At 74.0% G+C, this 26319-nt stretch carries 26 protein-coding genes; 15 read left to right on the top strand and 11 right to left on the bottom strand.

What is annotated here, in order from left to right; all coding sequences use genetic code 11:
* Positions 1-117 precede the first annotated feature (117 nt).
* Positions 118-558, top strand: coding sequence for a MarR family winged helix-turn-helix transcriptional regulator (locus RIU97_RS13600; RefSeq protein WP_234323486.1), 441 nt, complete (start codon positions 118-120; stop codon positions 556-558).
* A gap of 28 nt (positions 559-586) precedes the next feature.
* Here the strand turns inward: RIU97_RS13600 and RIU97_RS13595 are convergent, their stop codons facing one another.
* Positions 587-1360, bottom strand: a complete 774-nt coding sequence (locus RIU97_RS13595; RefSeq protein WP_404956550.1) for a hypothetical protein — start codon at positions 1358-1360, stop codon at positions 587-589.
* Positions 1361-1769: 409 nt separating this feature from the next.
* Between RIU97_RS13595 and RIU97_RS13590 the strand changes: the two genes are divergently transcribed.
* The 5 genes from RIU97_RS13590 to RIU97_RS13570 all read left to right on the top strand — a co-directional run bounded on the left by RIU97_RS13590 (position 1770) and on the right by RIU97_RS13570 (position 7734).
* Entirely contained in the window at positions 1770-4910 is a 3141-nt protein-coding gene (locus RIU97_RS13590) for a nitrate- and nitrite sensing domain-containing protein (RefSeq protein ID WP_404956548.1), read from the top strand.
* Positions 4907-5395: a roadblock/LC7 domain-containing protein gene (locus RIU97_RS13585; protein ID WP_404956546.1), complete on the top strand. Its 489-nt coding sequence runs from the start codon at positions 4907-4909 to the stop codon at positions 5393-5395. The genes RIU97_RS13590 and RIU97_RS13585 overlap by 4 nt, the downstream gene beginning before the upstream one ends.
* The gene (locus RIU97_RS13580; RefSeq protein ID WP_404956544.1) at positions 5392-5781 is read left to right on the top strand and encodes a DUF742 domain-containing protein; all 390 of its coding nucleotides are present in this window, start codon (positions 5392-5394) and stop codon (positions 5779-5781) included. Before RIU97_RS13585 ends, RIU97_RS13580 begins: the two co-directional genes overlap by 4 nt.
* Positions 5762-6391: a GTP-binding protein gene (locus RIU97_RS13575; protein WP_404956542.1), complete on the top strand. Its 630-nt coding sequence runs from the start codon at positions 5762-5764 to the stop codon at positions 6389-6391. The genes RIU97_RS13580 and RIU97_RS13575 overlap by 20 nt, the downstream gene beginning before the upstream one ends.
* Before the next feature lie 68 nt (positions 6392-6459).
* Positions 6460-7734 (top strand): styrene monooxygenase/indole monooxygenase family protein, encoded by a 1275-nt coding sequence (locus RIU97_RS13570; RefSeq protein WP_404956540.1) that lies wholly within the window; start codon positions 6460-6462, stop codon positions 7732-7734.
* Here RIU97_RS13570 and RIU97_RS13565 read toward each other — a convergent pair.
* Complete coding sequence (locus RIU97_RS13565; RefSeq protein ID WP_404956538.1) at positions 7671-8858, bottom strand: NlpC/P60 family protein; 1188 nt, start codon at positions 8856-8858, stop codon at positions 7671-7673. The genes RIU97_RS13570 and RIU97_RS13565 overlap by 64 nt on opposite strands.
* Before the next feature lie 192 nt (positions 8859-9050).
* On the opposite strand from RIU97_RS13565, the gene RIU97_RS13560 reads away from it, so the two are divergent.
* A complete protein-coding gene (locus tag RIU97_RS13560) occupies positions 9051-9329 on the top strand; it encodes a hypothetical protein (protein WP_404956536.1) in 279 nt (92 codons plus the stop codon).
* A gap of 15 nt (positions 9330-9344) precedes the next feature.
* Here RIU97_RS13560 and RIU97_RS13555 read toward each other — a convergent pair whose 3' ends face one another.
* Positions 9345-9539: an SHOCT domain-containing protein gene (locus RIU97_RS13555; RefSeq protein WP_404956534.1), complete on the bottom strand. Its 195-nt coding sequence runs from the start codon at positions 9537-9539 to the stop codon at positions 9345-9347.
* Positions 9540-9766: 227 nt separating this feature from the next.
* Entirely contained in the window at positions 9767-10174 is a 408-nt protein-coding gene (locus RIU97_RS13550; RefSeq protein ID WP_404956532.1) for a DUF6325 family protein, read from the bottom strand.
* A 96-nt stretch (positions 10175-10270) separates the two neighbouring features.
* Between RIU97_RS13550 and RIU97_RS13545 the strand changes: the two genes are divergently transcribed.
* The gene (locus RIU97_RS13545) at positions 10271-11632 is read left to right on the top strand and encodes an FtsW/RodA/SpoVE family cell cycle protein (protein WP_404956530.1); all 1362 of its coding nucleotides are present in this window, start codon (positions 10271-10273) and stop codon (positions 11630-11632) included.
* Positions 11629-13092 (top strand): penicillin-binding transpeptidase domain-containing protein, encoded by a 1464-nt coding sequence (locus RIU97_RS13540; RefSeq protein WP_404956528.1) that lies wholly within the window; start codon positions 11629-11631, stop codon positions 13090-13092. Before RIU97_RS13545 ends, RIU97_RS13540 begins: the two co-directional genes overlap by 4 nt.
* Positions 13093-13640: 548 nt before the next feature.
* Here RIU97_RS13540 and RIU97_RS13535 read toward each other — a convergent pair.
* Complete coding sequence (locus RIU97_RS13535) at positions 13641-14759, bottom strand: ferritin-like domain-containing protein (protein WP_404956526.1); 1119 nt, start codon at positions 14757-14759, stop codon at positions 13641-13643.
* A 168-nt stretch (positions 14760-14927) separates the two neighbouring features.
* Between RIU97_RS13535 and RIU97_RS13530 the strand changes: the two genes are divergently transcribed.
* The 3 genes from RIU97_RS13530 (at position 14928) to RIU97_RS13520 (ending at position 16928) form a co-directional block, all read left to right on the top strand.
* Positions 14928-15857 (top strand): diiron oxygenase, encoded by a 930-nt coding sequence (locus RIU97_RS13530; RefSeq protein WP_404956524.1) that lies wholly within the window; start codon positions 14928-14930, stop codon positions 15855-15857.
* An 80-nt stretch (positions 15858-15937) separates the two neighbouring features.
* Positions 15938-16651, top strand: coding sequence for a TetR/AcrR family transcriptional regulator (locus tag RIU97_RS13525; protein ID WP_404956522.1), 714 nt, complete (start codon positions 15938-15940; stop codon positions 16649-16651).
* A gap of 10 nt (positions 16652-16661) precedes the next feature.
* Complete coding sequence (locus RIU97_RS13520; RefSeq protein ID WP_404956520.1) at positions 16662-16928, top strand: hypothetical protein; 267 nt, start codon at positions 16662-16664, stop codon at positions 16926-16928.
* Positions 16929-17524: 596 nt separating this feature from the next.
* Here RIU97_RS13520 and RIU97_RS13515 read toward each other — a convergent pair.
* The 3 genes from RIU97_RS13515 to RIU97_RS13505 all read right to left on the bottom strand — a co-directional run bounded on the left by RIU97_RS13515 (position 17525) and on the right by RIU97_RS13505 (position 20343).
* Positions 17525-18694: a histidine kinase dimerization/phospho-acceptor domain-containing protein gene (locus tag RIU97_RS13515; RefSeq protein WP_404956518.1), complete on the bottom strand. Its 1170-nt coding sequence runs from the start codon at positions 18692-18694 to the stop codon at positions 17525-17527.
* Between the two features lie 140 nt (positions 18695-18834).
* Positions 18835-19629: a hypothetical protein gene (locus RIU97_RS13510; protein WP_404956516.1), complete on the bottom strand. Its 795-nt coding sequence runs from the start codon at positions 19627-19629 to the stop codon at positions 18835-18837.
* Positions 19630-19710: 81 nt separating this feature from the next.
* Positions 19711-20343: a hypothetical protein gene (locus tag RIU97_RS13505; protein ID WP_404956514.1), complete on the bottom strand. Its 633-nt coding sequence runs from the start codon at positions 20341-20343 to the stop codon at positions 19711-19713.
* Between the two features lie 186 nt (positions 20344-20529).
* Between RIU97_RS13505 and RIU97_RS13500 the strand changes: the two genes are divergently transcribed.
* The gene (locus RIU97_RS13500; RefSeq protein ID WP_404956512.1) at positions 20530-21363 is read left to right on the top strand and encodes a nuclease-related domain-containing protein; all 834 of its coding nucleotides are present in this window, start codon (positions 20530-20532) and stop codon (positions 21361-21363) included.
* A gap of 276 nt (positions 21364-21639) precedes the next feature.
* Here the strand turns inward: RIU97_RS13500 and RIU97_RS13495 are convergent, their stop codons facing one another.
* Positions 21640-22740 carry a Ku protein gene (locus tag RIU97_RS13495; RefSeq protein ID WP_404956509.1) on the bottom strand — a complete coding sequence of 367 codons (1101 nt, stop codon included), beginning with the start codon at positions 22738-22740 and terminating at the stop codon, positions 21640-21642.
* Between the two features lie 31 nt (positions 22741-22771).
* Here RIU97_RS13495 and ligD point away from each other — a divergent pair, with 31 nt between their 5' ends.
* Positions 22772-23668 carry a non-homologous end-joining DNA ligase gene (ligD, locus tag RIU97_RS13490; protein WP_404956507.1) on the top strand — a complete coding sequence of 299 codons (897 nt, stop codon included), beginning with the start codon at positions 22772-22774 and terminating at the stop codon, positions 23666-23668.
* A complete protein-coding gene (locus RIU97_RS13485) occupies positions 23668-24576 on the top strand; it encodes an ATP-dependent DNA ligase (protein ID WP_404962833.1) in 909 nt (302 codons plus the stop codon). Before ligD ends, RIU97_RS13485 begins: the two co-directional genes overlap by 1 nt.
* A 58-nt stretch (positions 24577-24634) precedes the next feature.
* Here RIU97_RS13485 and RIU97_RS13480 read toward each other — a convergent pair whose 3' ends face one another.
* Entirely contained in the window at positions 24635-25030 is a 396-nt protein-coding gene (locus RIU97_RS13480) for a DUF6479 family protein (protein WP_404956505.1), read from the bottom strand.
* Between the two features lie 143 nt (positions 25031-25173).
* Positions 25174-26157, bottom strand: a complete 984-nt coding sequence (locus tag RIU97_RS13475) for an XdhC family protein (protein ID WP_404956503.1) — start codon at positions 26155-26157, stop codon at positions 25174-25176.
* Positions 26158-26319: the final 162 nt, after the last annotated feature.

Raw genomic sequence — 26319 nt, 5'->3', positions numbered from 1 at the left:
CTCCCTCCGCACGGCCCGGCTCCCCGCTCCGGCGGGGTCCCGGGCCGTCGGCGCGAGCCCTGCGAAATACTGGCCCCTCACCCAGCGAGGTGCCACACACCATCGAAGGAGCGGGACGTGCACGGGAGCGAAGACCAGGAGTTCCTTGCCCTGGAGCGGGAGCTGTCCGTCTTCCTCCGGCGTGCCCGCGCCTCCTCCGGCGAGATGGCCCGCGAGCTCCACCCCGAGCTGGAGCCCGCCGCGTACGGGCTCCTCGTACGCCTGGAGGCGGCCGGCCGGCAGCGGGCCACCGAGCTCGCCGCCTACTTCGGGGTCGGCAAGGCCACCATGAGCCGGCAGCTGCGGGCCCTGGAGGTCCTGGGCCTGGTGGCCCGCGAGCCGGACCCCGCCGACGGCCGGGCCTTCCTGGTCGGCCTCACCGAGGAGGGCCGCGAGCGGTTCCTGCGGGTACGGGGCGCCCGGCGCGAGCAGTACATGCGCAAGCTCGCCGACTGGGACCGCGGCGAGGTGGCGGAACTGGCCCGGCTGCTGAACCAGCTGAACGCGGGCGCCGAGTAGGGGCACCCGCCCGGCCCGCGCCCAGGTCCTAGAGCTCGGCGTAGACCGCCGACGCGTCGTCGTGCCGCTTGTACCGGGCCGGCGGCCGGGCCGGGTCGCACTCGATGGCGCGGACCCGGCCGATCAGGCCCTCCGCGCCCTCCTTCCGCAGCACCGCCAGGCACTCGGCCCAGTCGCCCTCCCCGAACGTGTCCGTCCACCGGCTCGCCCCGTCCGTGAGTGCGGCCACCGCCCGCACCTCCCCGCGCGGGGTGCGCCCGGTCACCGCCCGGGCCGCCACCGCCGGGTCCGCGGCCGCAGTGAAGAAGCCGCCCTCCGCGTTCCGCAGCGCGTCCGTCGCCGCCACCGAGCGCAGCACCTCCCGCGGCACCCGGTCCAGCCGGTCGTCGAGCACCGCCGTCACCTCGCCCCCGGGCGCCTGGAGGAGCAGTACGGAGTCCGAGAGCACGAGGTGCTCCACGTGGGCCTCGTCCCAGCGGACCATGACGACCGTCGCCTGCGGCGTGCGGACGTGAGAAAGGTCACAGGTGTCGCGGTGGGCCTCGGCCGTGGCGCGGACGGACTCGGCCAGAATCCGGTCCAGCGTCATGTCCCGCCGCGATCCGGACAGTTCGGTCAATCGGCCGCCGAGCCGGGCCGCGAACCACGGAACTCCGTGCACGCAGCCGTCCTCGCCGCTCGGCGGGGTGACCCCGTCCAGGGCGACCAGGACACCGCCGCCCGAGGCGGGGATCGCGGCCGACACCCAGTCCTCATTGGGGCGTTCTTCACTGCCGGGGGCCGAGGCGAGGTCGATGCGCATGCCGCCATTCTGCCGGGCGGGGACCGCGCCGCACGCGCAGGTCCGTACCAAAGCGGGAGGAGGCGGGCGGGCCCGTGCGCGGACCCTCCGGGCACGGACCGGGAGGGCCCGGGCAGGGCGCCGGCGCGCGGGCGGACATGTGGGCGGGCATCCTGCCAAAGCCCGCATCGATCTTTCAACCACCTGTCCACGGAGGCGCTCTGGAGCAGGGTGCCCGAGTTGGTTGCCAACTCATCCGTGATGTTCACTCGTTCGAGTGGCCGGGTGGGCGATGTGCGGCTCTCTCCCCAACACGCTGCAAAGGTCTGAGGCGGTACGAGGGGGCAGGGGGCGTTTACTTGTTGACCGGCCGTTACCTCGGCCACACGAGTAGACGAGCACAAGCACACGTACAGGATTGCGAGCACCGGTGCAGAAGAAGCGGTCTCGGAAGAACGGCACCGCCGCCGACGGCCCGGCCCCCGCAGGACGCCGCGTCCGCGTGCGCCGCAGGCTGGTCGTCGGCGTCGCCGTCGCCGGCCTCACCGTCCTCGCGGCAGGCACACCCGCCGTCGTCACCGCCGCGAGGGAGCTGAACGACTCCCAGCGGCTGGTCACCCTCGCGGAACAGACCGGGCAGATCCTCACCGTCGCGCACGTCCTCGCCGACGAGCGCGACGCCGTGGTCGAGTACGCCGCCAAGGGCCGCCCCGGCGCCGCCAGGGGCGCCCTCCAGGAACGCATCCTGCGCACCGACCGGCAGATCGCCGAGGCCGCCACCGAGGTCGACGAGCCCCTCGCGATGGCCCTCGCCCGCGTCGCGACCGTCCGTACCGAGGCCATCGACGGCAAGGGCACCGCCCTCGCCGCCCACCAGGCCTACACCGGCGTCATCGCGGAACTCCTCGCGCCGGGCGACCGGCTCGCCGAGCTGACCCCGCCGCGCGCCGAGGCCGCCCTCACCACCACCCGCCCGCTCGCCCCGCTGGGCCAGGCCGTGGAACAGGCCTCGGCCACCCGCGGACTGCTGCTCGCCGGGCTGGCCGTCCCCCGCGGCGAGCAGCCTCCGGGCTCGGCCGTGGCCGACGAACTCACCACCGCCGCCCAGCGTTCGCGCGTACGGGAACTGGCCGCTCTGGACGACTTCGCGCGGGCCGCGCGGCCCGACGTGCGCCAGACCCTCACCGCCACCGTCACCGGCCCCGAGGTCAAGACGGCCGACGACTTCCTCAAGCGGCTCACCGACCGGCCCACCCTGGCCCCGGCCGACCGCAAGACCGACGGGGCCGCCGTCGGCAGCGCGCTCACCGCCCGCATCGACCGGATGCGGACCGTCGAGGCCACGCTCGCGGGCCAGCGGGCCTCCGCCCTGGCCTCCCTGCGCGACGACGACGTGACCCGGCTCGAAACCCTGGTCGCCCTGCTCGGCGTGCTGTTCCTGATCGCCGTCGGCGTCTCGACCGCCGTCGCCCGCTCGCTGACCCGGCCGCTGTCGGTCCTGCGGCGCGGCGCGGCGCGGCTGGCGACGCCGGAGGGCTCGGTGGAACCGGTGCGGTTCACCGGCCGCAACGACGAGTTCGCCGAGGTCGTGCGCCACCTGAACGCGGTGCGCGACCAGACGGTCTCCCTGCACACCCGGATCGCCGGGCTCGACGCCGACCGCCGCCGGATCATCGGCCGCAACGAGGCGCTGACCGCCGGCCGGGACGTGCTGGAGGAGGAGCTGACGAAGCTGCGGGCGGGGCTGGAGGAGCACCGCCGCGTCATGTCGACGACCTCCGTCTCGCTGTCGCTGCGGACCCTGGGCCTGGTCGAGCGCCAGCTCGCGGTCATCGAGGAGCTGGAGTCCAAGGAGCAGGACCCGGACCGGCTCGCGACCCTGTTCAAGCTCGACCACCTGGCGACCGTGATGCGCCGCCACAACGAGAATCTGCTGGTCCTGGCCGGGCAGGAGCACGGCCACGGGCAGGTGCTGCCGGTGCCGCTGGTCGACGTGATGCGGGCCGCCGTCAGCGAGATCGAGCGCTACGAGCGCGTCGACCTCGCGGCGCTGCCCTCGTACACCCAGGTCGCCGGGCACGCGGCCGACGACCTCTCGCACGTGCTGGCCGAGCTGCTGGAGAACGCGACCACGTTCTCGCCGCCGGACGTCAAGGTGAAGGTGTCCGGCTGGACGCTGGACTCCGGTGACGTGGTGCTGTCCGTCGTGGACGAGGGCATCGGTGTCACCGAGGACCGGCTGGAATCGCTGAACTCCCGGCTGTCCACGCCCGAGGCGTACGACGAGGAGCCCGAGGCCGAACACGGCCTGGGCCTCGGCCTGTACGTGGCCGGGCGGCTCGCGGCGCGGCACGGGGTCACCGCGGAACTGCGCGCCGGGCGGCACGGCGGGACCGAGGCCCTGGTGGTCGTCCCGGCGGCGCTGCTGCCCGCCACCCCGCCGGTCTCCCCGGTCCACACCCTGGCCACACCGGGCGCGCCCGCGCTGCACCTGCCGGGCGTGATCGCCGAGGCCAACGAGAACACCCTCCCGCCCCGCCGCCGAGGCACCCACGCCGCCCCGGACCCCACGGACGCCGCGGAGCCCGAGCTCCCGGCTGACGCCGCCACTTCTGCCACGGAGCCCGCGGAGTCCGCGCTCCCGGCTACCCCCGCCGCGGCTCCGGCCGACACGGAGGCGGAGCCCGCCTTCCGCGTGCCCACCACCACGGTGGCCCCGGTGACCCTGGCCGAGGCCCTCGCGGGCCCCGCCACCCCGGCCGAGCCGAACGTTGACGCACCGGCCGACGCGGAGGCCCCCCTCCCGGCTGCCGCCGAGGCGGGCCTGCCCCCCGCCGAGCAGATCTTCACGGCCGCGCCCCCGGCAGCGGACGCGTCCGCACAGCAGACCTTCCCGGCCGAACCCCCGGCAGGGGACGCGCCCGCGGAGCAGGCCTCCCCGGCCGAGCCCCCCGCAGGGGACCCGGCAGGGGACGTGCCCGCAGAGCAGGTTTTCCCGGCCGAGCCCCCCGCAGGGGACCCGGCAGGGGACGCGCCCGCGGAGCAGGTTTTCCCGGCCGAGCCCCCGGCAGGGGCTCCGGCAGGGGACCTGGCCGGGCAGGACTTCACCGCCGAGCCCCCGGCAGGGGCTCCGGCAGGGGACGTGCCCGCGGAGCAGGTTTTCCCGGCCGAGCCCCCGGCAGGGGCTCCGGCAGGGGACCTGGCCGGGCAGGACTTCACCGCCGAGCCCCCGGCAGGGGACCCGCACAGGCATGCCCCCGCCGAAGGCAACTGGCTTCCCCGTCAGGGTAGCCACCCCGCCGACACCGCCGACGCCGTCACCGACAAGGGCCTGCCGAAGCGGACCCCGCGCACCGTGACCGCCGGGCGCGCGGACGACGTACGGCCGCCCGAGCCACCGCGCCGGATCGACGCCGACGAACTCCGGCGCCGGCTCGGCGGTTTCTACCAGGGAGCCCAGGACGGGCGACGCGTCGTCGCCGCCGAGCTCGCCCAGGACCACGCGCAGGACCAGGGGCAGGGACACAGCAAGACCGACCGGGGGGACACCGCACAGGAGGCACGCACATGACCGCGCCCAGTACGTACGGACTGAGCACCCAGGCCCGCAACCTGCAATGGCTGCTGACCGACCTGGTCGAGGAGGTGCCCGGCGTCAACTCGGTCGCCGTCGTCTCCTCGGACGGGCTGCTGCTCCTGTCCTCCGACCCGGCGACGGGCGGCGCGGGCGAGCCACAGACCAAGGCCAGGCCGAAGGGCCCGCGCGGGGCGTCCGCCGACCTCGCGACCATCGTGTCCGGCCTCGGCAGCCTCACCACCGGCGCCGCCGCCCTCATGGACACCGGCTCGGTCAAGCAGACGATGGTCGCGATGGAGCACGGCTCCGTCTTCGTCATGGCCATCAGCGACGGCTCACTGCTGGGCGTGCACGCCACCCCCGACTGCGACATGAGCGTCGTCGCCTACCACATGGCCCTGTTCGTCGGCCGTGCCGGCCACGTCCTGACCCCCGAAGTCCGCAGCGAGCTGCGCCAGTCGATGGAGAACACCCCGTGAGGAGTACGGCCTCCGACCGGCTGCCGATACGCGGCGCCGACCGCCGCCCCGCCCGCGTCCGCCCGTACTCCCTCACGGGCGGCCGCACCCGGTTCACGCAGGTCCTGAACGTCGAGACCTTCGTCGCCTCCCTGGACACCAAGGTGTCGCAGCCGCAGAAGCCCGACCGCATGCCCGAGATGCCCGCCATCGTCGAGGTCTGCCGCCGCATGCGCACGATCGCCGAGATAGCCGCGCTGCTGAAGCTGCCGCTCGGTGTGGTCCGCGTGCTCGTCAGCGACCTCGCCGACCAGGGCCGGATCCGGGTCTACGGGACCGGCCACGGTACGGGCCGACCCGAACGCGCGCTGCTGGAAAGGGTGCTCAGTGGTCTTCGCCGTCTCTGATCAGCCGGTGTCGCCGGCCGTGGACGACGAGCCCGTCCAGCCCTGGCAGTACGACCGCTCCCGCGCGCCCGTCGCCGTCAAGGTGCTCGTCGCGGGCGGCTTCGGCGTCGGCAAGACCACCTTCGTCTCCTCCGTCTCCGAGATCACCCCGCTGCGCACCGAGGCGGTGATGACCCAGGCCAGCGTCCCGACCGACGACCTGTCCGGCACCCCGGACAAGAACACCACCACCGTCGCCATGGACTTCGGCCGCGTCACCCTCGACGACGACCTCGTGCTCTACGTGTACGGGACCCCGGGCCAGGAGCGGTTCTGGTTCATGTGGGACGACCTGGTGCGCGGGGCCATCGGCGGGCTCGTGCTGGCCGACACCCGCCGGCTGCGCGACTGCTTCCCGGCCCTCGACTACTTCGAGAGCTGCGGGCTCCCGTACGCCGTCGCCGTCAACCACTTCGACGGCTCGCAGTCGTACGAGCCGGAGGACGTGCGCGAGGCGCTCAGCGTCCCGGCCCACGTGCCCGTCGTGATCATGGACGCGAGGCGCCGGCACACCGTGATCGAGTCCCTGCTGGCCCTGGTGGGCCACGCCCTCGACACCACTCCCGAATAGACCCGCGGCCCAGAGGGGCCGGTAGGCCGTACCCCCGTACCCCCGTACTCCCGAATCGAGAACGTGAGATGCGCAAGATACTCGTCGTGGGAGCCGGCCAGTCCGGTCTCCAGCTCGCCCTCGGCCTCCAGTCGAAGGGGTACGAGGTCACCCTCATGTCCAACCGGACGGCGGACGAGATCCGCACCGGCCGGGTCATGTCGACGCAGTGCATGTTCGACACGGCGCTCCAGCACGAGCGCGACCTCCAGATCAACTTCTGGGAGCAGCAGGCCCCGAAGATCGAGGGCCTCGGCGTCTCCGTCGCCGCCCCCGACGCCAGCCGCGCCGTCGACTGGCTGGGCCGCCTCAAGGGGTACGCGCAGTCCGTCGACCAGCGCGTGAAGATGGCCGGCTGGCTGGACACCTTCGCGCAGCGCGGCGGGCAGCTGGTCATCCACGGCGCGTCCGTCGCCGACCTCGACTACTTCTCCCGCACGTACGACCTGGTGCTGGTCGCCGCCGGCAAGGGCGAGCTGGTGTCGATGTTCGGACGGGACGCGGCGCGGTCCCCCTACGACGCCCCGCAGCGCGCGCTGGCCGTCTCGTACGTGCACGGGCTCGGGCCGCGCGCCGAGCACCCGGACACGGAGGCCGTGCGCTGCAACCTGGTCCCGGGCGTGGGCGAGCTGTTCGTGATGCCGACCCTGACCACCTCGGGCCGGGCGGACATCCTGTTCTGGGAGGGCCTCCCGGGCGGCCCGCTGGACGTCTTCAACGGGATCAAGGACCCGTCGGAGCACTTGGCGCTCACGCTGGAGCTGATGGAGAAGTTCACGCCGTGGGAGTACGCCCGGGCGACGAAGGTGGAGCTGACGGACGCGGGCGGGACGCTCGCCGGGCGTTACGCGCCGGTGGTCCGCAACCCGATCGGCCGGCTGCCCGGCGGCGGGCTGGTGCTGGGCGTCGCGGACGTGGTCGTCGCCAACGACCCGATCACCGGACAGGGCTCGAACTCCGCCGCCAAGTGCGCGGCCTCGTACCTCTCCTCGATCCTGATGCACGGGGACAACCCGTTCGACGAGGCGTGGATGAAGGCGACCTTCGACAAGTACTGGTTCACCACGGGCAAGCCGGTGACCCAGTGGACCAACGCCATGCTGGGCGTCCCGCCGGAGCACGTGCTCAACCTGATCGGCGCGGCCGGGCAGCTGCAGCCGGTGGCGGATCGTTTCGCCAACGGCTTCGACAACCCGGCCGACTTCGACGCGTACTTCTACGACCCCGAGGACGCGGCGGACTACGTGGCCGAGGTCGCCTCGTCGGTCGCCGCAACCTCGGAGGGTGCGTCCTCCGACGAGTAACCGGTGTCCTCGTCCCCCGCCCTGCCCGCCGTGCCCGTCGCGTCCGCCCCGGGCAGCGGCGGGGGAGTGAACTCCGCGAGCGGCGTGCCGCCCGGGTCCGGGCGTACGGCGCCGAGGAGCGGATTCGCGGCGAGGGGCGAGACCTTCACCTTGGCCCCCGGCCGCGGCGCCTGGATCACCTTGCCCTCGCCCACGTACAGGGCCACGTGCGTGGCCTTGGGGAAGTAGACGACCAGGTCCCCGGGGCGGAGCTGGTCCAGCGGCACCTTCGGCAGCTGCGCCCACTGCTCCTGGCTGGTCCGGGGGATGGTGCGCCCGGCGTGCGCCCAGGCCTGCGAGGTGAGCCCGGAGCAGTCGAAGGACCCCGGGCCCTCGGCGCCCCAGACGTACGGTTTGCCGATCTGGGCCGCCGCGTAGGTGAGGGCGGCGCCGCCGGCCGCGGTGGGGGTGCCGGTACGGGCGGGGAGCCGGCCCGAGTCCAGCAGGTCGCGCTGCGCGGCCGCGGTGTTCTTGTCCTCCTGCGCGCCGAGCCGGGTCAGCTGCTCGGGGGTCAGCGAGGCGAGCACCCGCTCGACCTCCTTGAGCTGCGCCGCGACCTCGTCCTTGTGGAGCTTCTGCCGCGCCGCCAGGGTCTGCCGGGTGTCCAGGGCCTTGCGGGCCCGGACGGCGAGCTCGTCGGCCTTCTTCTCGCCGCGCGTGAGCCGGCCGAGTACGCCGGCCCGCCGCGCGCCCTCGCGGGCGGTGAGCCGACGCTGCTCCAGGGCCGCCTGGGGGGTGCCGGCGAGCAGCATCCGGGCGTAGGGGGAGAGGCCCCGGGTGCCCTGGTACTGCTCCCGGGCCAGCCGCCCGACGAGGGCCCTCTCGGAGTCGAGGGCGGTACGGGCCCGGCCGAGGTCGGCGGTGCGCTGCCGCTCCTCCTCCTGGCCGGCCTTGAGGGCAACCTCGGTGGCGTTGTACGCCTCGGTGGCCTCCTCGGCCTTCTGGTAGAGCCCCTGCAGACGGGTGAGCAGGACCCCGACGGACTCCGCCTCGGGGCGGGCGGGCTCGGCCCCGGCACGCGGGACCGGTCCGGCGACGAGGAGCACCGCGGCGATGCAGGCGGCGCGAAGCGGCCGATGTGACATGGGATCACCTCCGAGGCGGCCGATGCTGCCACGCCCGGTATGACAAATCGCCCAACGGTGTCGGCCGGTCGCGGGGCGCCACCCGGTTGGGGGAGGCCCGGGGCGGTCCGGGGTGGTCCGCGCCGGTCTCCGGCGGGCCGGTCTCGAAAACCGGTTCGACGCCGGTGGGGGCTGCTCCACGTCGCCGGTGCCGTGGTCGAAGCGGAGGACGGCGGAGCCTCGTCTTCGCCGCTCCTGCCCTGCCGGACACCGGGGCAGGAGGAGCGGGCCTCGAAGGTCGTCGGCTACACCGTGGACTACGTGCCCCTCCGGTTCGTCCGCGAGACGACGGGCGGCGGGCGCTACGCCGCCGAATCCGTTCCCGGCTACGTCAACCCGGCCGTGGCGGGCTTCGCGCTGGCCGGCGTCGTCTGCGGGGCCGCCCCGGCCCCGGCGTCCGGGCGCCGCACCGGGAAGAGTCCGGCCGTGTGACGCGGCCGCGCGGCGTCAGTCGCGCAGCAGGCGGGCCTTGGCCGCCGTGAACTCCTGCGGGGTCAGCAGGCCCTCGCGGGCCAGGTCGGCCAGCTGCCGGAGCTCCGCCACCAGAGGGCTCGGCGCGGTCGCCGTCGGGGCGGCCGTCCCCCGGCCGCCTCCCCCTTCCTCCTCCGGCTCGGGTCCAGGCTCAGGCTCGGGTTCAGGCATCGGTTCAGGTTCAGGTTCCGGTTCAGGTTCCTGTTCCTGTTCCGCCGGGGCCTGCGCAGCCCGGACCGCCCGCGCCAACAGGCCCCGGCGCGGCGGTTCGTCCGGGCCCACCGCGCCCGTCGTGTCCTGCGCCGCCCCGGCCGCCCGGGCCAGCATGCCCCGCAGCAGTGGGTGCCCCGCCGGGCGCTGGGCCGGGCGGACCGTCGCTCCCACAGGCCGGATGAACATCAGGCCACCCCCGCCCGGGGGTCCGCCGGGATCCGCTCCGGCGGGATGCGGACCGAGCCGACGATCCGCCCGCCCGCCGCCCGTACGGCGATCGCCGCGTCCTCGGCCCACACGTGCTCGACCACCAGCAGCAGCGCGCAGCTCCCGCGTTCCAGCAGTCCCGCCGCCTCCTGCACGTCCTCCGGTCCGATGAGCCGTGCCACGTCCCGTCCCGTCAGCAGGCCGTGCAGCTCCACGAACTCGTCGAACTCCGCCGCGAGCACGTCGCCCGAGGCGGTCCTCGTCGCCACGAGCCCGTCGATCAGCCGGACCACCCCGGTCTTGCGCAGCCCCATCACGGCCTCGATCGCGGGGACCCGCAGCTGCTCCTCCGGGAAGGCGAGGACGATGAATTCCACGGGTCCCATACGCCTCGGCTCCTCAGGTGTGACCGTTTTTGACGACTCTTCGGCACACTATGACATAAGCGGACATACCATCCGTCTGCTTGCTACGTTTCGCGTATGACCGCTCTGACGGCGAAGGTGACGGAGCCCGCGCCCCCGCCCCCCGGCGCCCCCAAGCGCCGCGGCGTCGAGCTGACGCTCCTCGCCGGCGCCGTCCTGGTCTCCGTCCTCGGCCACCTCTACGTCGGCCTCGCCACCACCGGCCACGTCCCCGCCCTCGCCGGCCGGTACGCCGCCGGGCTCAGCGCCGCCGCGCTGCTCGCGCACCTCGCCGTCCGCTTCAGGGCCCCGTACGCCGACCCGCTCGTGCTGCCGATCGCCGTCCTGCTCAACGGGCTCGGGCTGGTCCTCATCCAGCGCCTCGACGCGACCACCCCCGGCCACCTCACCGCCGGGGACCAGCTGCGCTGGTCCGCCCTCGGGATGGCGCTCTTCGTCCTCGTCGTCGCGCTGCTCCGCGACCACCGCGTGCTGCAGCGCTACGCCTACCTTTCGGTGGCCGCCGCCCTCGTGCTGATGCTGGTCCCCGTCTTCTTTCCCGCGGTCAACGGCGCGCACATCTGGATCCGGTTCGCCGGACTCTCCTTCCAGCCGGGGGAGTTCGCCAAGATCCTGCTCGCCGTCTTCTTCGCCTCCTACCTCGCCGCGAACCGCACCGCCCTCGCCCTCACCGGCCGCCGGCTCTTCTGGAAGCTGCGCCTGCTCCCCGGCCGCGTCCTCGGCCCGATCCTCGCGATCTGGCTGCTCAGCGTCGGCCTGCTCGTCCTGGAGCGGGACCTGGGGACCTCGCTGCTGTTCTTCGGCCTGTTCGTGATCATGCTGTTCACCGCCACCGGGCGGATCGGCTGGATCGCGATCGGACTGCTGCTCGCCGCCCTCGGCGCGTACGCCGTCGGGACCTTCGAACCGCACGTGCACAGCCGCGTGGACGACTGGCTGCATCCTTTCGCCTCCATCGAACGCGGCGAAGGCCCCGGCCAGCTCGCCCAGTCGCTCTTCGCCTTCGGGGCCGGCGGCCTGCTCGGCGCCGGGCTCGGCCACGGCCACTCCTTCCTCATCGGCTTCGCCGCCAAGTCTGACTTCATCCTCGCCACCGCCGGCGAGGAGCTCGGCCTCGTCGGCCTCACCGCGATCCTGCTCCTCTACGGGCTCCTCGTCGCCCGCGGCTTCCGCGCCGGGCTCGCTTTGCGCGACCCCTTCGGCCGGCTGCTCGCCACCGGGCTCGCCTCGATCGTCGCCCTCCAGGTGTTCGTCATCGCGGGCGGAGTCACCGGGCTGATCCCGCTCACCGGCATGGCCATGCCCTTCCTCGCCCAGGGCGGCTCCTCCGTCGTGACCAACTGGATCATCGTCGCGCTGCTGGTCCGGCTGAGCGACAGCGCCCGCAGGCCGCGCCCCGCCGACGAGGGAGCCCAGTGATCCGCTACATCCGCTGGTGCGCGTACTTCTGCGCGCTGCTGCTCGTCGCCCTGCTGGTCAACATCGCCCGTGTGCAGGTCTGGGAGTCCGCCGCCTACGGCGCGAACCCGGCCAACAAACGCTCCGCCATCGAGCGCTACGCGAAGCCGCGCGGGGACATCCTGGTCGACGGCCGGCCCGTCACCGGCTCCCGCGACAGCGGCCAGCTGCTGCGCTACGAGCGCACGTACGCGAACGGCCCCCTCTACGCCCCCGTCACCGGCTTCTCCTCCCAGACGTACGGCACCAGCTTCCTGGAGCGCGCCGAGGACGCGGTCCTGTCGGGCACGGATCCCGGCCTCTCGGCCTTCCCGCTCTGGTACGACCTGGCCCGCGGCCGTCCGGCCGGCGGGAACGCCGCCACCACCGTCCGCTCCGGCATGCAGCTGGCCGCGTACGCAGGGCTCGCGGGCAAGCGCGGCGCGGTCGCCGCCGTCGAGCCGGCCACCGGGAGGATCCTCGCGCTGGTCAGCAGCCCCTCGTACGATCCGGCGGAGCTGTCCGGGACGGGCGCGCGGGTGAAGGAGGCCTGGGCGCGGCTGAACGCGGACCCGGCCAAGCCGATGCTCAACCGGGCGCTGCGCGAGACGTACCCGCCCGGCTCCACCTTCAAGATCGTGACGGCGGCGGCCGCCCTCGACGCGGGCGTGGTCACCGACGTGGACGCGCCGACCCGCACCCCCGACCCCTACCCGCTGCCGGGGACCAGCACCCTGCTGCCGAACGCCGCCACGGGCTGCGAGGACGCCTCGATGGCCGACGCGGTGCAGTGGTCCTGCAACACGGTGATGGCGAAGATCGGCGTACAGGTCGGGCTGAGCGGGATGGCGGAGGCGGCCCGCCGCTTCGGATTCAACGGGGAGGCGCTGCGGGTGCCCTCCTGGGTGTCCCGGTCCAACTTCGACACCGACATGAGCCAGGACCAGCTGGCCCTGTCCTCCATCGGGCAGTTCAACACCAAGGCCACGCCGCTGCAGATGGCGATGGTGGCGGCGGCGGTCGCCAACGGCGGCGAGCTCAAGTCGCCCTACCTGGTGGAACGCACCACCCAGGACGACGGCTCCCCGGTGCGGCGCGGGGACCAGCGCAGCCTGGGCCGCGCGATGAACCCGGCCACCGCGCTGCGCATGCAGGAACTGATGGTGAAGGTCGTGGAGAACGGGACGGGCCGGAACGCGGCGATCCCGGGCGCGGTGGTCGGCGGCAAGACCGGCACCGCACAGCACGGCGTCGGCAACGCCGGCACCCCGTACGCCTGGTTCATCTCCTGGGCCAAGGCCGAGGGCGCTCCCCTGCCGGCGGTCGCGGTGGCGGTGGTGGTCGAGGACGCGGCGGCGGACCGGGGCGACATCAGCGGCAACAGCGCGGCCGCGCCGATCGCTCGGGCAGTGATGGAGGCGGCGCTGGCCACGCGCGCCTGACCCCCGTCGTCCGCGCCCGCCGTGCGGCCTCCGGCCCGGCGTCCTCCGCGGCCACGAACCCCTAGCCCGTCTCTTTCAGGTGATGCCGGGTCGGGTGTGTGTGTCGGGGCGCTCCCCGCAGGGCGCCGAACGCAATTCCCTCGGCCCTCCGCCCCGACCCCGTCCCAACCGGCCCTCCGCCCCGACCCCGTCCCAACCGGCCCTCCGCCCCGGCCCTCCGCCCCGGCCCTCCGCCCCGGCCCCGGCCCCGGCTCTCCGCCCCGGCCCCGGCCCAACCGGCCCTCCGGCCCGGCCCCGGCCCAACCGGCCCTCCGGCCCGGCCCCGGCCCAACCGGCCCTCCGGCCCGGCCCCGTCCCAACCGGCCCTCCGGCCCGGCCCCGGCCCAACCGGCCCTCCGGCCCGGCCCCGGCCCAACCGGCCCTCCGCCCCGGCCCTCCGCCCCGGCCCTCCGCCCCGGCCCTCCGCCCCGGCTCTCCGCCCCGGCCCCGGCTCTCCGCCCCAGCCCCGGCCGCGGCCCCCGGCCCCGCCCCGCCGATGATCCGCAGCCCTAGCCGGCGGCGCCATCGGCGGCGCCCTCCCGTACCGTCGCCTCGACCTCCCCCACCCGCCGCGCCTCCTCGGCCGCGAAGCGCTCGCGGTCCAGGACCTCGGCGATCTCCTCGTCCTGGCTCATCAGCAGGTCCAGGTTGGAGTCGCCCATCTCGAAGACGCCCATGTCCACGTAGGCCCGCTGGAGCCGTTCGCCCCACAGCCCGATGTCCTTCACGCACGGCACGATCCGGCTGAACAGCAGCTTCCGGAAGAGGTGCAGGAACTCCGACTGCTCGCTGAACTCCTCCGCCTCCTTCCGCGGGATGCCGAAGTTCTCCAGCACCTCCACCCCGCGCAGCCGGTCCCGCATCAGGTAGCAGCCCTCGATGACGAACTCCTCGCGCTCGCGCAGTTCGACGTCCGTCAGCTGCTTGTAGTAGTCCCGCAGCGCCATCCGCCCGAAGGCCACGTGCCGGGCCTCGTCCTGCATCACGTACGCCAGGATCTGCTTCGGCAGCGGCTTGTCCGTCGTGTCGCGGATCATGCCGAAGGCGGCGAGCGCCAAGCCCTCGATGAGCACCTGCATGCCCAGGTACGGCATGTCCCAGCGGGAGTCGCGCAGGGTGTCGCCCAGCAGCTCCTGCAGGCTGTCGTTGATCGGGTACAGCATCCCGACCTTCTCGTGCAGGAAGCGCCCGAAGACCTCGGCGTGCCGGGCCTCGTCCATGGTCTGCGTGGCGGAGTAGAACTTCGCGTCCAGGTCCGGCACCGACTCCACGATGCGGGCCGCGCACACCATCGCGCCCTGTTCGCCGTGCAGGAACTGGCTGAAGTTCCAGGCGGCGTAGTGCCGGCGCAGTTCGCCCTTGTCCTTCTCGGTGAGCTTGGCCCAGTGCCGCGTGCCGTAGAGCGTCAGCGCCTCGTCGGGCGTGCCGAGCGGATCGTACGGGTCCACCTCGATGTCCCAGTCGATGCGCTTGGCGCCGTCCCACTGCTTGTCCTTGCCCTTCTGGTAGAGGGCGAGGAGCCGCTCGCGGCCGTCGTCGTACTCCCAGTTGAAGCGGGCGGAGCCGGAGGCGGGAACCTGCCAGACGGCTTCGCCCGGGTCCTCGGTGTAGAGCTCGTGCGTCGACACTGACGCCCCCTCGTCTCACGTACTGCCGTGCGGCACCGGACAGTTGGCAGGGTCACACGTTGGTAGACACGGGGTCAACAAGTCGTGCGCGGGGGATTGACGACCTTGCTGACAGGCAGTCTCATAAGAAGTGACCGCCGGTAACTCGACCACGAGGTGTCCGAAACCATGACGACCGTGACCGAACGAGCCGCGCTCAGGGACGCCCTCGGCCTGCTGAAGGACCGGGAGCAAATCGCCGAGCGACTGCTCGAATCCTCGGCCAAGCACTCCTTCGACCCCGACAAGGAACTCGACTGGGACGCCCCCACGGTCGAGGGCAAGTACTACTGGCCGCCCGAACTGCTCTCCCTCTACGACACCCCGCTGTGGAAGAAGATGGGGGAGGAACAGCGCATCGACCTCTCCCGGCACGAGGCGGCGGCGCTCGGCTCGCTCGGCATCTGGTTCGAGATCATCCTGATGCAGCTGATGGTCCGGCACATCTATGACAAGTCCCTGACCAGCAATCACGTGCGCTACGCGCTCACCGAGATCGCCGACGAGTGCCGCCACTCGATGATGTTCGCCCGCATGATCAAGCAGAGCGGCAGCCCCGAGTACCCGGTCTCCCGCACCAACCACAACCTCGCCCGGATCCTGAAGACCGTCTCCACCACCCCCGGCTCCTTCGCCTGCACCCTCCTTGGCGAGGAGATCCTCGACTGGATGCAGCGCCTGACCTTCCCGGACGAGCGCGTCCAGCCGCTGGTCCGCGGGGTCACCCGGATCCACGTCATCGAGGAGGCCCGGCACGTCCGCTACGCCCGCGAGGAACTGCGCCGCCAGATGCTGACGGCCCCGCGCTGGGAGCAGGAGCTCACCCGGATCAGCTGCGGCGAGGCCGCCCGCGTGTTCTCGCTCGCCTTCGTGAACCCGGCCGTCTACGACAACGTCGGCCTGGACCGCCGCGAGGCCGTGGCCCAGGTCAGGGCGAGCGGCCACCGCCGCGAGGTCATGCAGACCGGCGCGAAGCGGCTCACCGACTTCCTCGACGACATCGGCGTCCTGCGCGGGGTCGGCCGGAAGCTGTGGAAGAGCTCCGGACTCCTGGCCTAGGCCCTGGCCGGGCGTCGCGGGGGGCCGCGGAGATCGCCCGGACAGGGCCCGGGCGGCCGCCGTCGGGCTACCCTGCGGTCATGACCGTACGCGCCTACCGCAGGCTCAGCGTCGAGGAGCGGCGAGCCCAACTCCTCGACGCGGCCCTCTCGCTGTTCGCGCACCGGGCGCCGGAGGAGGTCTCGCTCGACGACGTCGCCGAGGCCGCCGGGGTCTCGCGCCCGCTCGTCTACCGCTACTTCCCGGGCGGCAAGCAGCAGCTCTACGAGGCCGCCCTCCGCTCGGCGGCGGACCTCCTCGAACTCTGCTTCGCCGAACCCCAGCAGGGTCCCCTGACCCGGCGCCTGGCCCGCGCCCTGGACCGCTACCTCGCCTTCGTCGACGAACACGACGCCGGCTTCGCCGCCCTCCTCCAGGGCGGCAGCGTCGTGGAGACCTCCCGCACCACGGCGACGGTGGACGGCATCCGCCGGGCCGCGGCGGACCAGATCCTCGTCCACCTCGGCGTCCCGTCCCCCGGCCCCCGGCTCCGCATGATGGTCCGTACGTGGATCACGGCGGTCGAGGCGGCCTCCCTGATATGGATCGACGAGGGCAAGCAGCCGGAGGTCGACCGGCTCCGTGACTGGCTGCTGGACCAGTTCATCGCCCTGCTGACGGCCACCGCGGCCACTGACCCGGAAACCGCGGCGGCCGCGCGCGCCGCGCTCGCGCTGGAATCGGCGGACGGCCCGGTCGGGGTCCTGGCCCGCCGCGTCATCCCGGTGGTCTCCGAGGCCGCCCACCTGCTGTGACACTGGTGGGGTGAGAAGCCAACCGACCCCCTTCGAGGGCGGCCCGATGGACGGCCGGGTCCTCCCGATCCTCCTCGGCCCGACCGGCCACCCCCCGAAGTGGTACGAGATCCCCGTCCCCACGCCGGACGGCCCGCCGACGGTGCTGCTGTACGAACGCGTCCCGGCCGGCTACTCGAAGCGCCTGGGCCTCCAGAAGGGCTGGAAGTACGAATTCCGCCCGACGGGCCAGAAACCGAAGCCCCGCTGGCCCTGGACGAAGACCCCCCGAACCTGACGGCACGGCCGCACGCGTGGCGGAACACAGCAGCCACGGAGGCGGCGACGCCCGACACCGGCCCGCGCACCGCTCCCGCCGGGGCCGGCTGTGTGCCGGGGCGCCCTTGGCCTGGCCGGCCGGGACGCTGCAGCCCCGAATGACGCCCGGCCGCTGGTTCCGCAGGGGCCGGGTGTGTGTCGGGGCGCTCCCCGCAGGGCGTCGAACGCAAGGTGCCCCGGCCCTCCGACCCCCCGTCACGTTCGGCGTCCGAGGAGACGCCCCGGCGCGCGCCCGGCCCCACCCGCGCCGATCCGCCGGCTCCCGCAACCCGGCCGGCGAGGCCAGCGGCGGCCGGCCCAGGCCGCACCGATGCGCCGGCTCCCGCAACCCGGCCGGCGAGGCCAGCGGCGTGCCCGGCCCCACCCCTGCGACCGCCCCCGGCAAAGCCACACCCGGCCGCGGGGCCCGCAGGAGGCACACGAACGGGAGCGGGGCCCAACGCACCAGCGCCGGGCCCCCGGCAGGGGACCCGCACCCCCGCCCGCCGAGCCTGCGGAGGGGACCCTGCACGGGAGCCATGCCCCTCACCCGCCGAGCCTCCGGCCAGGAACCGGCTAGGAGCCCGGCAGCGAGAGGACCGCCAGGCCCCCTCCACCCTCCGCCCGGCGGAACTCCAGCCGTGCGCCGATCGCCGCCGCCTGCCCGACCGCGATCGTCAGGCCCAGCCCGTGGCCCTTGCCTCCGCCGCTGCGGAAGCGCTGCGGGCCGTGTGCCAGGAGGTAGTCGGGGAAGCCGTCGCCGTGGTCCCGTACGGTCACCACCGGCCCGTCCACCGTCAGTACCACCGGCTGTCGGCCGTGCCGGTGGGCGTTGGCCACCAGGTTCCCCAACACCCTTTCCAGTCTGCGCCGGTCCGTCTCCACGTGGGCGTCCCGGACGATCACCACCTCCGTGTCCGTCCCCGATGCCCGCACCACCCGCCCGGCCAGCCGCCCCAGCTGGTGCAGATCGGTCTCCACCGCCTCGCTGCCCGAGTCCAGCCGGGAGATCTCCAGCAGGTCCTCCGTCAGCTGCCGCATCGTCCGTACCCGCTCGCGCACCAGCTCCGTCGGCCGGCTCTCCGGCAACAGCTCCGACGCCGCCTGCAACCCCGTCAGCGGCGTGCGCAGCTCGTGCGCCACGTCCGCCGTGAACCGCCGCTCGCTCTCCAGCTTCGACTGCAGGCTCCCCGCCATCGTGTCCAGCGCCCCGGCCACCGTCGCCACCTCGTCCTGGTGCCGCGTGGGGTCCTTCGTCCGCGGGTCGTCCACCCGCGCGTCGAGGTCGCCCTGGGTGATCCGCCGCGCCACGGTCGCCGTCTGGTGCAGCCGCCGGGTCACGCGGGTCACCGCGAAGGCGCCGACCAGCAGCGTTCCGCCGATCGCCAGCACGGACGAGCCGATGATCGCGTTGTCGAGCCCGCTGATCGTGCGCGCGCTCTGCCCGTAGTCGACGGCGGTCGCCAGCGCCCGGCCGTCCGCCGGCGCGGCCGCCCACATCATGGGGCGGCCACGGTAGTCGGCCACGACCGTTCCCCGCTGCCCGCTGAGGGCGAGGGCGCGCAGCTCCGGCGGCAGCCCCACGGGATCCAGCCCCGCGTCGCGCGGCAGGGCCTCGCCCGCCTCGTACGCGCGCGAGACGTCGTGCAGTTTGCCGAGCGCCTTCTCGCGTGCCGTGGCCACCGTCTGCCGGGTCACCTCCACGTGCACGAGCACACCCAGCACGGCCGCCAGCGAGCAGCACATCACCACGATGAAGCAGGCCGACTTCCAGGTCAGCGTGGCCGTCCAGGCGGGCAGCTTAGGCCTCGGCTCCTGCCCAGGCCCAGGCCCAGGCCTCGGCTTCGGCTTCGGCCCAGGCCCAGACCTCGGCTCCGGCTTCGGTCTCATGGCCGGACCGGCGCGGGGCCGGGCCCGCGGCTCGACGGGCCCTGCGGACCCGAGGGCACCCGTACGATCTGCTCGCGCGTCGGCAGCATGGTGAGCTGCTTCTCGTCCCAGGACCAGGCGGTGATCAGCTCGTAGCCGCGGTTCCCGCTGGGCACCCGCAGGACCACGTCCCGCCCGGCCAGTTCCACCGAGATGACGGTCTCCGTGGTCGCCATGATCCGGTTGAGCCGTCCGTCGGGGTCCGCGGTGTACACCCGTACGGACATCATCTTGTCGGGGAACTCGATGCCGACGATCAGCTCGTCCTTGCCGTTCCCCGTCAGGTCCCGGTAGTACGGGGTCAGCACCGGGCACGCCGAAACATCCGCATCCGCATCCGCATCCGCGTCTGCGTCCTTTTCCTCGTTCTCGCCCTCGTCCTTCCCGCAGGCCCTGATCGCAGCCGCGGTCTCGGGCGGCATCCCGTCGGCGCCGACGGCGGTGTCCGGGTGGGCCCGCAGCTCCGCCTGGACGAGGGCCACCGGGTCGACGCCGTGCACGTCCTGGTCGCGGACGGGCGGGATCCCCTTGACGTACTCGGGCGGAGCCCCGCCCGGATCGGCGGGCGGTACGGACGCCCCCGCGCGGTCGGGCCACAGGTGGACGGGCCCGCTCGCGGTCGGCGTGGCGCCGGCGCCGACCAGCCCGCCGGTGTCGCCGCAGCCGGCCAGCAGCGGAAGCAGGGCCAGGGCCGCCAGGGCGTGGAACGGGAACCGGAACCGGAACCGGCGAGACGTGCCATGCCTGTTCACAGTTTCCCGTGCCTTCCTGTCCGCGCTACGACGACGGCCGATCTCGTCAACCATATGCGGAGGTACGCCCCTTTTGAGATGTCAGCTGTCCGTGCGCCCGCGGCGCAGCATCGCGAAGCCGAGCCCCGCGGCGCCGACGGCCGCGATCCCGCCGCCGGCCGCGAGCAGCAGCACGCCCTCGCCCGGACCGTCGGCCAGCGTACTCAGGCGCGGCGCGTCGGCGGGCCGGGAAGCGAGGTCGCGGAGGCGGCCCGTCGCCGGCTGCTGCGGAGCCGAGGCGGGGAGCACGTGCCCGCTGCGCGTACCGGTCTTGTGCCCGTCGCCCGCGACGGCGTGCCCGCCGCCCTGCGCGGCGTTGTCGCCGACCCAGGAGGTCAGCCGCCCGGTGGAGTCCAGCGCGGCGTGCAGGTCCCCGGCCGCGGCGAAGTCGGTGATCCCGTCACGGCTGGTCAGCGTGGCCGCCCTGGCGCCGTCGGCGGTCAGGATCTCGGCCTGGTACGCGCCCCTGGCGATGCGGTAGACCCTCGCCGTGGACTCGTCGTCCGCGAGGGACAGGCTCTTGACCAGGGTCCGCGACGGGGCGGCGGAGTGCGCGGACGAGGCCGCCGGCACCCCCTCGGCCAGCGCGGCGGCGGTGGGCAGCGCCAGCAGGCTTGCGGCACATGCGGTCACGGTGGAGGCGCGAACGAGGGTGCGGCGGCTGACGGTGCTCACGGGAAGCCCTTCGGTGCTGATCAGGACCTGGCGCGTCCAGGTGGGTCAAACCTAGGCGTCGGCCGTTGCGGCCGAGCCCCGGACGTGTAACAGCGAAGCCGCAACGTTCCGTCGGAGTCGTTACACAACCGAGGGATTGTGGTGCGGCGCTCCGGCTGCTCCCATGGACGGCGGGGGGTGAGGGCGATGCGCGGACTCAAGGTACTGCCGAGCGGCCGGCCCGGCCGCGGCCGGCTGTACGTCAACCTGCCCGACGGGCAGGCGGTTGCCTGGTACGACCGGCAGGCCAACCGGATCAGCGTGCTCGCGGACGACCACCGCGAGGCGATCCTGGCGGTGCTGCGCCCCTATCTGAGCGGGACCGTCTCGATCGGCCCGCCCCCGGTCCCCACGGCCGCCGACCTGCGGCGCCTCGCCCTCCCACCGGACGCGGACCTGGCCCCGAACCGCCCGGGCGAGACCCTGCTGGGCGAGCTGGAACACGGCGCGGCGGGCACCCGCGCCCGGCACCGGCTGCGCCAGGAACTCGCCGCGCAGCAGCGGATGGGCGACGCCTTCGACGCCCTGGAGCCGGACGGCTGGCGGACGGTGCACTGCGTTCCGCTCCCGGGCCTCGGCACCATCGACCACCTGCTCATCGGCCCGGCCGGGATCTTCTGCGTGCGTACGATCCCGGGCCGGCGCCAGCGCGCGGTGGTCGGCGACCTCCTGCTCACGGTGGGCCGCACGGAACCCCGCCCGGACCCCCGCTGGATCCGCCGCGCGGCGGCCCGCGCCTCCCTGGCCCTGACCGCCCGGGTCACCCCTGCCCTGGCCCTGGTCGACGCCTCCCGCATCGACAAGGCCCCCACGGTCCGCGACATCCGCATCCTCCATACCCCCACGGCCACCCCGGACCTCACGGGATCCCCCACCACCCTCAAACCCCCAGAAATCGAAACCCTCTTCGCCCAGGCCCGCGACACGAATACCTGGCTCCCCCCACACACCACCACCGCACGACCCACCACCGACGCCTGAGACGCACCCCACGGGCGGCCGAGCGCTCCGGCTGCGCGGCCCGATCCAGCCCCGCCGGCGTTTGAGGCGCACTCCACGGGGGCCGAGCGCTTCAGTTGGGCCACCCAACCCAGCCCCGCCGGCGTTTGAGGCGCACCCCACCGGGGCCGCGCGCTCCGGCCGGGCCGCACAAATCCAGCCTCGCCGGCGTCTGAGGCATGGAGTCTGGGGCGGAGCCCCGGTTTGGGGAAGGGGCGGGGCGGGGAAAGCCGCAGGCCCCGCCCCGCCCCGCACCCCTCAGGCCGAGGACCGCTTCCGCGGCGTCGCCGCCTTCTTCGCGCCCGCACCCGTCTTCTTCGCCGCCGCGGACCCGGCCCCGCCCCCACCTGAAGTCGACTTGCCCGCCGCCGACTTGCCCGTGGTCGCCTTCTTCTTCGACGCGGCCGCCGCCGCAGTCTTCTTCGTCGAAGCCGCCGTCGACTTCTTCCCGCCCACCGCCTTCGGCGCAGCAGCAGCCGCACCCCCCGCCCGCGCCCGCGCCTTGCGCCGTATCGGCGTCACCTCGCCCCCGGCCTCCGCCTCCGCCTCGGCCCCGGCCTCGGCCCCCGCCTCCGCCTCCCCCCGAGACGCCTTCGCCGCCCGCACACTCTTCTCCAATGCCGCCATCAGGTCGATCACCTGCCCCCCGGCCGGCTCCCGCACGGCCTCCGCCGGCTCGAACCCGCCCCCCGCCTTCGCCGCGATCATCGCCTCGACGGCGTCCCGGTAGTCGTCGTGCAGCGAGTCCATGTCCACCTCGCCCAGCGTGGCCATCAGCGCGTCCGCCAGGTCGAGTTCGGCCTCCCGCACCGACACCGTGACCTCCGGCGCCACCCCTTCCGGCGCCCGGATCTCGTCCGGCCACAGCAGCCCGTGCATCGCGATCACGTCGTCGACGACCCGCAGCATGCCCAGCCGCTCCCGCCCCCGCAGCGCGTACTTGGCGATCGCGACCTTCTGGCTGCGCTTCAGCGCCTCCCGCAGGAGCGTGTACGGCTTCGCCGCCGTCGCCCCGTTCGCCGCGAGGTAGTACGCCGCGTCCATCTGCAGCGGATCGATCTCGTCGGCGGGTACGAACGACATGATCTCGATCGTCTTCGCGGTCGCCAGCGGCAGCTGCGCCAGGTCCTCGTCCGTGATCGGGATGACCGACCCGTCGGCCTCCTCGTACCCCTTGCCGATCTCGGCGCTCGGTACCTCCTCGCCGTCCAGCTCGCACACCTTGCGGTAGCGGATCCGCCCGCCGTCGCCGAGGTGGATCTGGCGGAAGGAGATCGAGTGGCTCTCGGTGGCGTTCACGAGCTTGATCGGAATGCTGACCAGGCCGAAGGAGATTGCCCCGTTCCATATGGATCGCACGATTCCTCCTGTTTCGTGGCAGTCTCATCGTATGACGCCGATCACCATGGTGGAGGGCCGTCGCATCACGCTCAGCAATCTCGACAAGGTCCTGTACCCGGAGACCGGCTTCACCAAGGGCGAGGTGCTCCACTACTACGCCACCGTCGCGGGCCCGCTCCTCGCCCACGTCCACAACCGGCCGGTGTCCTTCCTGCGCTATCCCGACGGACCGGACGGCCAGCTCTTCTTCACCAAGAATCCGCCGCCCGGCACACCCACCTGGGTGAAGACCACGCCCGTGCCCCGCTCCGACGACCTGTCCGCCGAGCAGGTGGTCATCGCCGACCTGCCCTCCCTCATGTGGGCCGCCAACCTCGTCGTGGAGCTCCACACCCCCCAGTGGCCCGCCGGCAGCCCCGCCGTCGCCGACCGGATGGTCCTCGACCTCGACCCCGGGGCGCCCGCCACCGTCGTCGAGTGCTGCGCCGCCGCGCTCTGGCTGCGCGAACGGCTCGCCGCCGACGGCCTCCACGCCTACGCCAAGACCTCCGGCTCCAAGGGCATGCACCTGGCCGTGCCGCTGGAGCCGACCCCGTCCGCGCAGGTGTCGGCGTACGCGAAGCAGCTCGCCCAGGAGGCCGAGCGCGAGCTCCCCGACCTGGTGGTGCACCGCATGGCCAAGGCCCTGCGCCCCGGCAAGGTCTTTGTCGACCACAGCCAGAACGCCGCCGCCAAGACCACCGCCGCCCCCTACACCCTGCGCGCGCGGGCGCGGCCGACCGTGTCCGCGCCCGTGTCCTGGGAGGAGGTGGAGGCCTGCCGGACCCCCGCCGGGCTGGTCTTCCTCGCCGACGACATCGCGCCGCGGCTGGAGCGCGACGGGGACCTGTTCGCCCCGCTGACCGACCCGGACCGGGCCGGGAGACTGCCCGGGGGCCGGCTGTGATCCGCGTCGCGCTGGCCGCCGCCGTACGCACCCTGCCGCGCGCGGCGGGACTGGCGTACGAGCCGAAGTTCGACGGCCACCGGCTGGTGATCGTGCGCACGGCCGAGGACGTGGTCCTCCAGGCGCGCTCCGGCCGCATCGTGACCAGCGCCTTCCCCGACCTGGCCGCGGCCGCGCTGCTGCTGCCCGCAGCGACGGTCCTCGACGGCGAGGTGGTGGTCTGGCACGCCGGCCGCACGGACTTCGCCCTCGTCCAGCGGCGGGCGGCCGCCACGGCCGCGCGGGCCGCCGTCCTCGCCCAGAGCCTGCCCGCCTCGTACGCCGCCTTCGACGTGCTGGAACTGGCCGGGCTCGACCTGCGCGCACGCCCGTACGAGCGCCGCCGGGCGCTCCTCGTCGACCTGCTCCTGCCGCTCGGGCCGCCGCTGCAGCCCGTGCCGATGACGACCGACCCGGAACTGGCCGCCACCTGGTACGAGACCCTGCCCGCCAGCGGGATCGAGGGCCTCGTCGTCAAACGGCTGGACCAGGCCTACCCGGCCGGGCGGCGGGGCTGGCAGAAGCTCAGGCACACGGACGTCCGGGACGCGGCGGTGGTGGGCTACACCGGAACCCCGCGCCGGCCGCTCGCCCTGGTGCTCGTCCTGCCGGTCGGGGACGAGACCCCGCTGGTGTCGAGCCCGCTGACGGCGGCGCTGCGCGCGGAGGTGGCGGCGGAGCTGGCCTCGCGCACGGCGACGGCGACGGCCACGGCCACGTCAACTGCCCCGACTCTCGCCACCGTGACCGCGATCGGCCTCGGGGAGGTCCCCTTCCGGCCGCTCGACCCGCCGCTCACGGCGGAGGTCCGGCACACCTCGACCCGGCACCCCCCACCGGAAGTGCTCAGGCTGCGGTCAGACCTCTGACCCGCGCGGGAGGCGCGGGCCAGAGGATTGCCGGATTGCCGGCCTCCGAATCGCCGGGTCAGGCGTGTGCTCCACGCCCCGAGTCCGGGGGAGACCCCGGCTGCGGGTGCGGGCCCGGTCCTTCGGGAAGCTTGTATCCGGACTCGCGCTCCCTCCGGACCTCCTCCGGGTGGGTGGAGGCCGTGGAGCCGAAATTTCCGTAGCCCTGCATCTCGTGCGGCCTCAGCCCGCCCTCGGGCATCTCCACAGGGTCCCGCTCCTCGCGGACCTCGTAGACGGCCCCGCCGTCGGGCAGATGCGGCTGGTCCTCGGCGGCGGGCGGCGGCGGCTCCTTCGCCCGAACACGCTGCCCCAGCTTGAAGCCGCCGAGCAGCAGGCCGACGACGGCCAGTCCGGCGAAAATGAACCACGCGATGTCGGAGAGGATCGCGTCCACGCTCAGGATCGTGTCCATGCAGCCCAGTTTCGCTCACTTCATCCAGATCTGCGCACTTCCGCCCCGGATGCCGTACGGCATCCGGGGCGCAAGAGGTGGCTCCAGAGGCGGATCCAGCGGCGGATCCAGAGGCGGATGCAGAGGCGGATCCCGGAGTGGCCCTACGGGTTGATGGGCCCGTCGGCATCCCGCAGCGCCCCCGCCTTGCGGGCCCCCAGCACGCCCAGGATCTCGGCGCAGATCGCCAGCGCGGTCTCGGCCGGGGTACGGGCGCCGAGGTCCAGGCCGATCGGCCCGTGCACGCGAGCCAGCTGCGCCTCGCTCACCCCCGCGGAGACCAGCCCCTCCCGCCGCCGCGCCGTCGTGCGCCGCGACCCGAGCGCCCCGATGTACGGAACCCCCGCGGCGAGCGCGGCCCGCAGCGTCGGCACGTCGAACTCCTCGTCATGGCTCAGCATCACCACGCACGCGGCGTCCCGGCGCGCCTCGATCAGCTCGGCGGCCTCCTCCAGACCGGTGACCAGCGCGGCCTCCCAGCCCAGCAGCAGCGCCTGCCGCTCGATGATCTCGGCCAGCTCGCCGTTGCCGCCGATGAGGACGTACGGGGCCGACGGGTGCGCTTCGACCAGCACCAGCCCGGACTCCCCGTACAGCGCGTCCCGCCCGGGCCGCCGCACGGCCAGCAGCTCGCCGGCCCGACGCCCGGCATCGTCGTGCGGTACATCGGTGGCCCGTACGACCTCACTGGAGGCCTGGTCGGCGGCCTCGTTCAGCCGGGTCACCAACGCCACCCCGACCCCCTCGCCGAGCAGCTCCCACCACTCGGCCGGGATCGCCGAGAGCGGCTGGAGCAACACCTCGGCCTGCCCGCCGCAGGTCAGCTTCGCCTCCACGGCCTCGGCCAGCCGCACGGACACCTCGCACACCCGCGCGGTGTCCCCGGGCCGCACGGCCCCGGCCTCGGCGATCAGCTCGGAGTCGAAGACGCCCCGGTACAGGGCGCCGACACACTCCCCCCGCGCATCGATGAGCACGGCCCCGGCCGGATCCCGCGGCCCGAACCCCTGCTCGGTCACCGGCCGGGCCAGATACCCCGCCCGCCCCTCGGCCACCCACCGCCGCGCCGTCTCCGCCAGCTCACGCATCTGTGCCGCCCCATCCACTCCGAGCTCACTCCCCGCAAAGCGCCAGGTCAACGGCACAATGCGGCCTGAGAACCACCCTAAGCACGCCTTTCACCCCTACCCACCCCCCGAACCCACAGACCCCGCCCCACCTCCCTCGTACAGACCACCGGAACCGCGGCG

Origin of the sequence: Streptomyces sp. 147326, from assembly GCF_045000215.1 — a bacterium.
Lineage (GTDB): Bacteria > Actinomycetota > Actinomycetes > Streptomycetales > Streptomycetaceae > Streptomyces.
Note: the sequence above shows the minus strand (reverse complement) of the source record. Positions and strands in the feature narration are given on the sequence as shown.

Bases quoted from the DNA above. Each gene is read 5' to 3' on its own strand.
- RIU97_RS13595 (WP_404956550.1), bottom strand. From the start codon at position 1,360: ATGCGCATCGACCTCGCCTCGGCCCCCGGCAGTGAAGAACGCCCCAAT.
- RIU97_RS13585 (WP_404956546.1), top strand. From the start codon at position 4,907: ATGACCGCGCCCAGTACGTACGGACTGAGCACCCAGGCCCGCAACCTG.
- RIU97_RS13570 (WP_404956540.1), top strand. From the start codon at position 6,460: ATGCGCAAGATACTCGTCGTGGGAGCCGGCCAGTCCGGTCTCCAGCTC.
- RIU97_RS13565 (WP_404956538.1), bottom strand. From the start codon at position 8,858: ATGTCACATCGGCCGCTTCGCGCCGCCTGCATCGCCGCGGTGCTCCTC.
- RIU97_RS13555 (WP_404956534.1), bottom strand. From the start codon at position 9,539: ATGCCTGAACCCGAGCCTGAGCCTGGACCCGAGCCGGAGGAGGAAGGG.
- RIU97_RS13550 (WP_404956532.1), bottom strand. From the start codon at position 10,174: ATGGGACCCGTGGAATTCATCGTCCTCGCCTTCCCGGAGGAGCAGCTG.
- RIU97_RS13545 (WP_404956530.1), top strand. From the start codon at position 10,271: ATGACCGCTCTGACGGCGAAGGTGACGGAGCCCGCGCCCCCGCCCCCC.
- RIU97_RS13530 (WP_404956524.1), top strand. From the start codon at position 14,928: ATGACGACCGTGACCGAACGAGCCGCGCTCAGGGACGCCCTCGGCCTG.
- RIU97_RS13525 (WP_404956522.1), top strand. From the start codon at position 15,938: ATGACCGTACGCGCCTACCGCAGGCTCAGCGTCGAGGAGCGGCGAGCC.
- RIU97_RS13515 (WP_404956518.1), bottom strand. From the start codon at position 18,694: ATGTGCTGCTCGCTGGCGGCCGTGCTGGGTGTGCTCGTGCACGTGGAG.
- RIU97_RS13500 (WP_404956512.1), top strand. From the start codon at position 20,530: ATGCGCGGACTCAAGGTACTGCCGAGCGGCCGGCCCGGCCGCGGCCGG.
- ligD (WP_404956507.1), top strand. From the start codon at position 22,772: ATGACGCCGATCACCATGGTGGAGGGCCGTCGCATCACGCTCAGCAAT.
- RIU97_RS13480 (WP_404956505.1), bottom strand. From the start codon at position 25,030: ATGGACACGATCCTGAGCGTGGACGCGATCCTCTCCGACATCGCGTGG.
- RIU97_RS13475 (WP_404956503.1), bottom strand. From the start codon at position 26,157: ATGCGTGAGCTGGCGGAGACGGCGCGGCGGTGGGTGGCCGAGGGGCGG.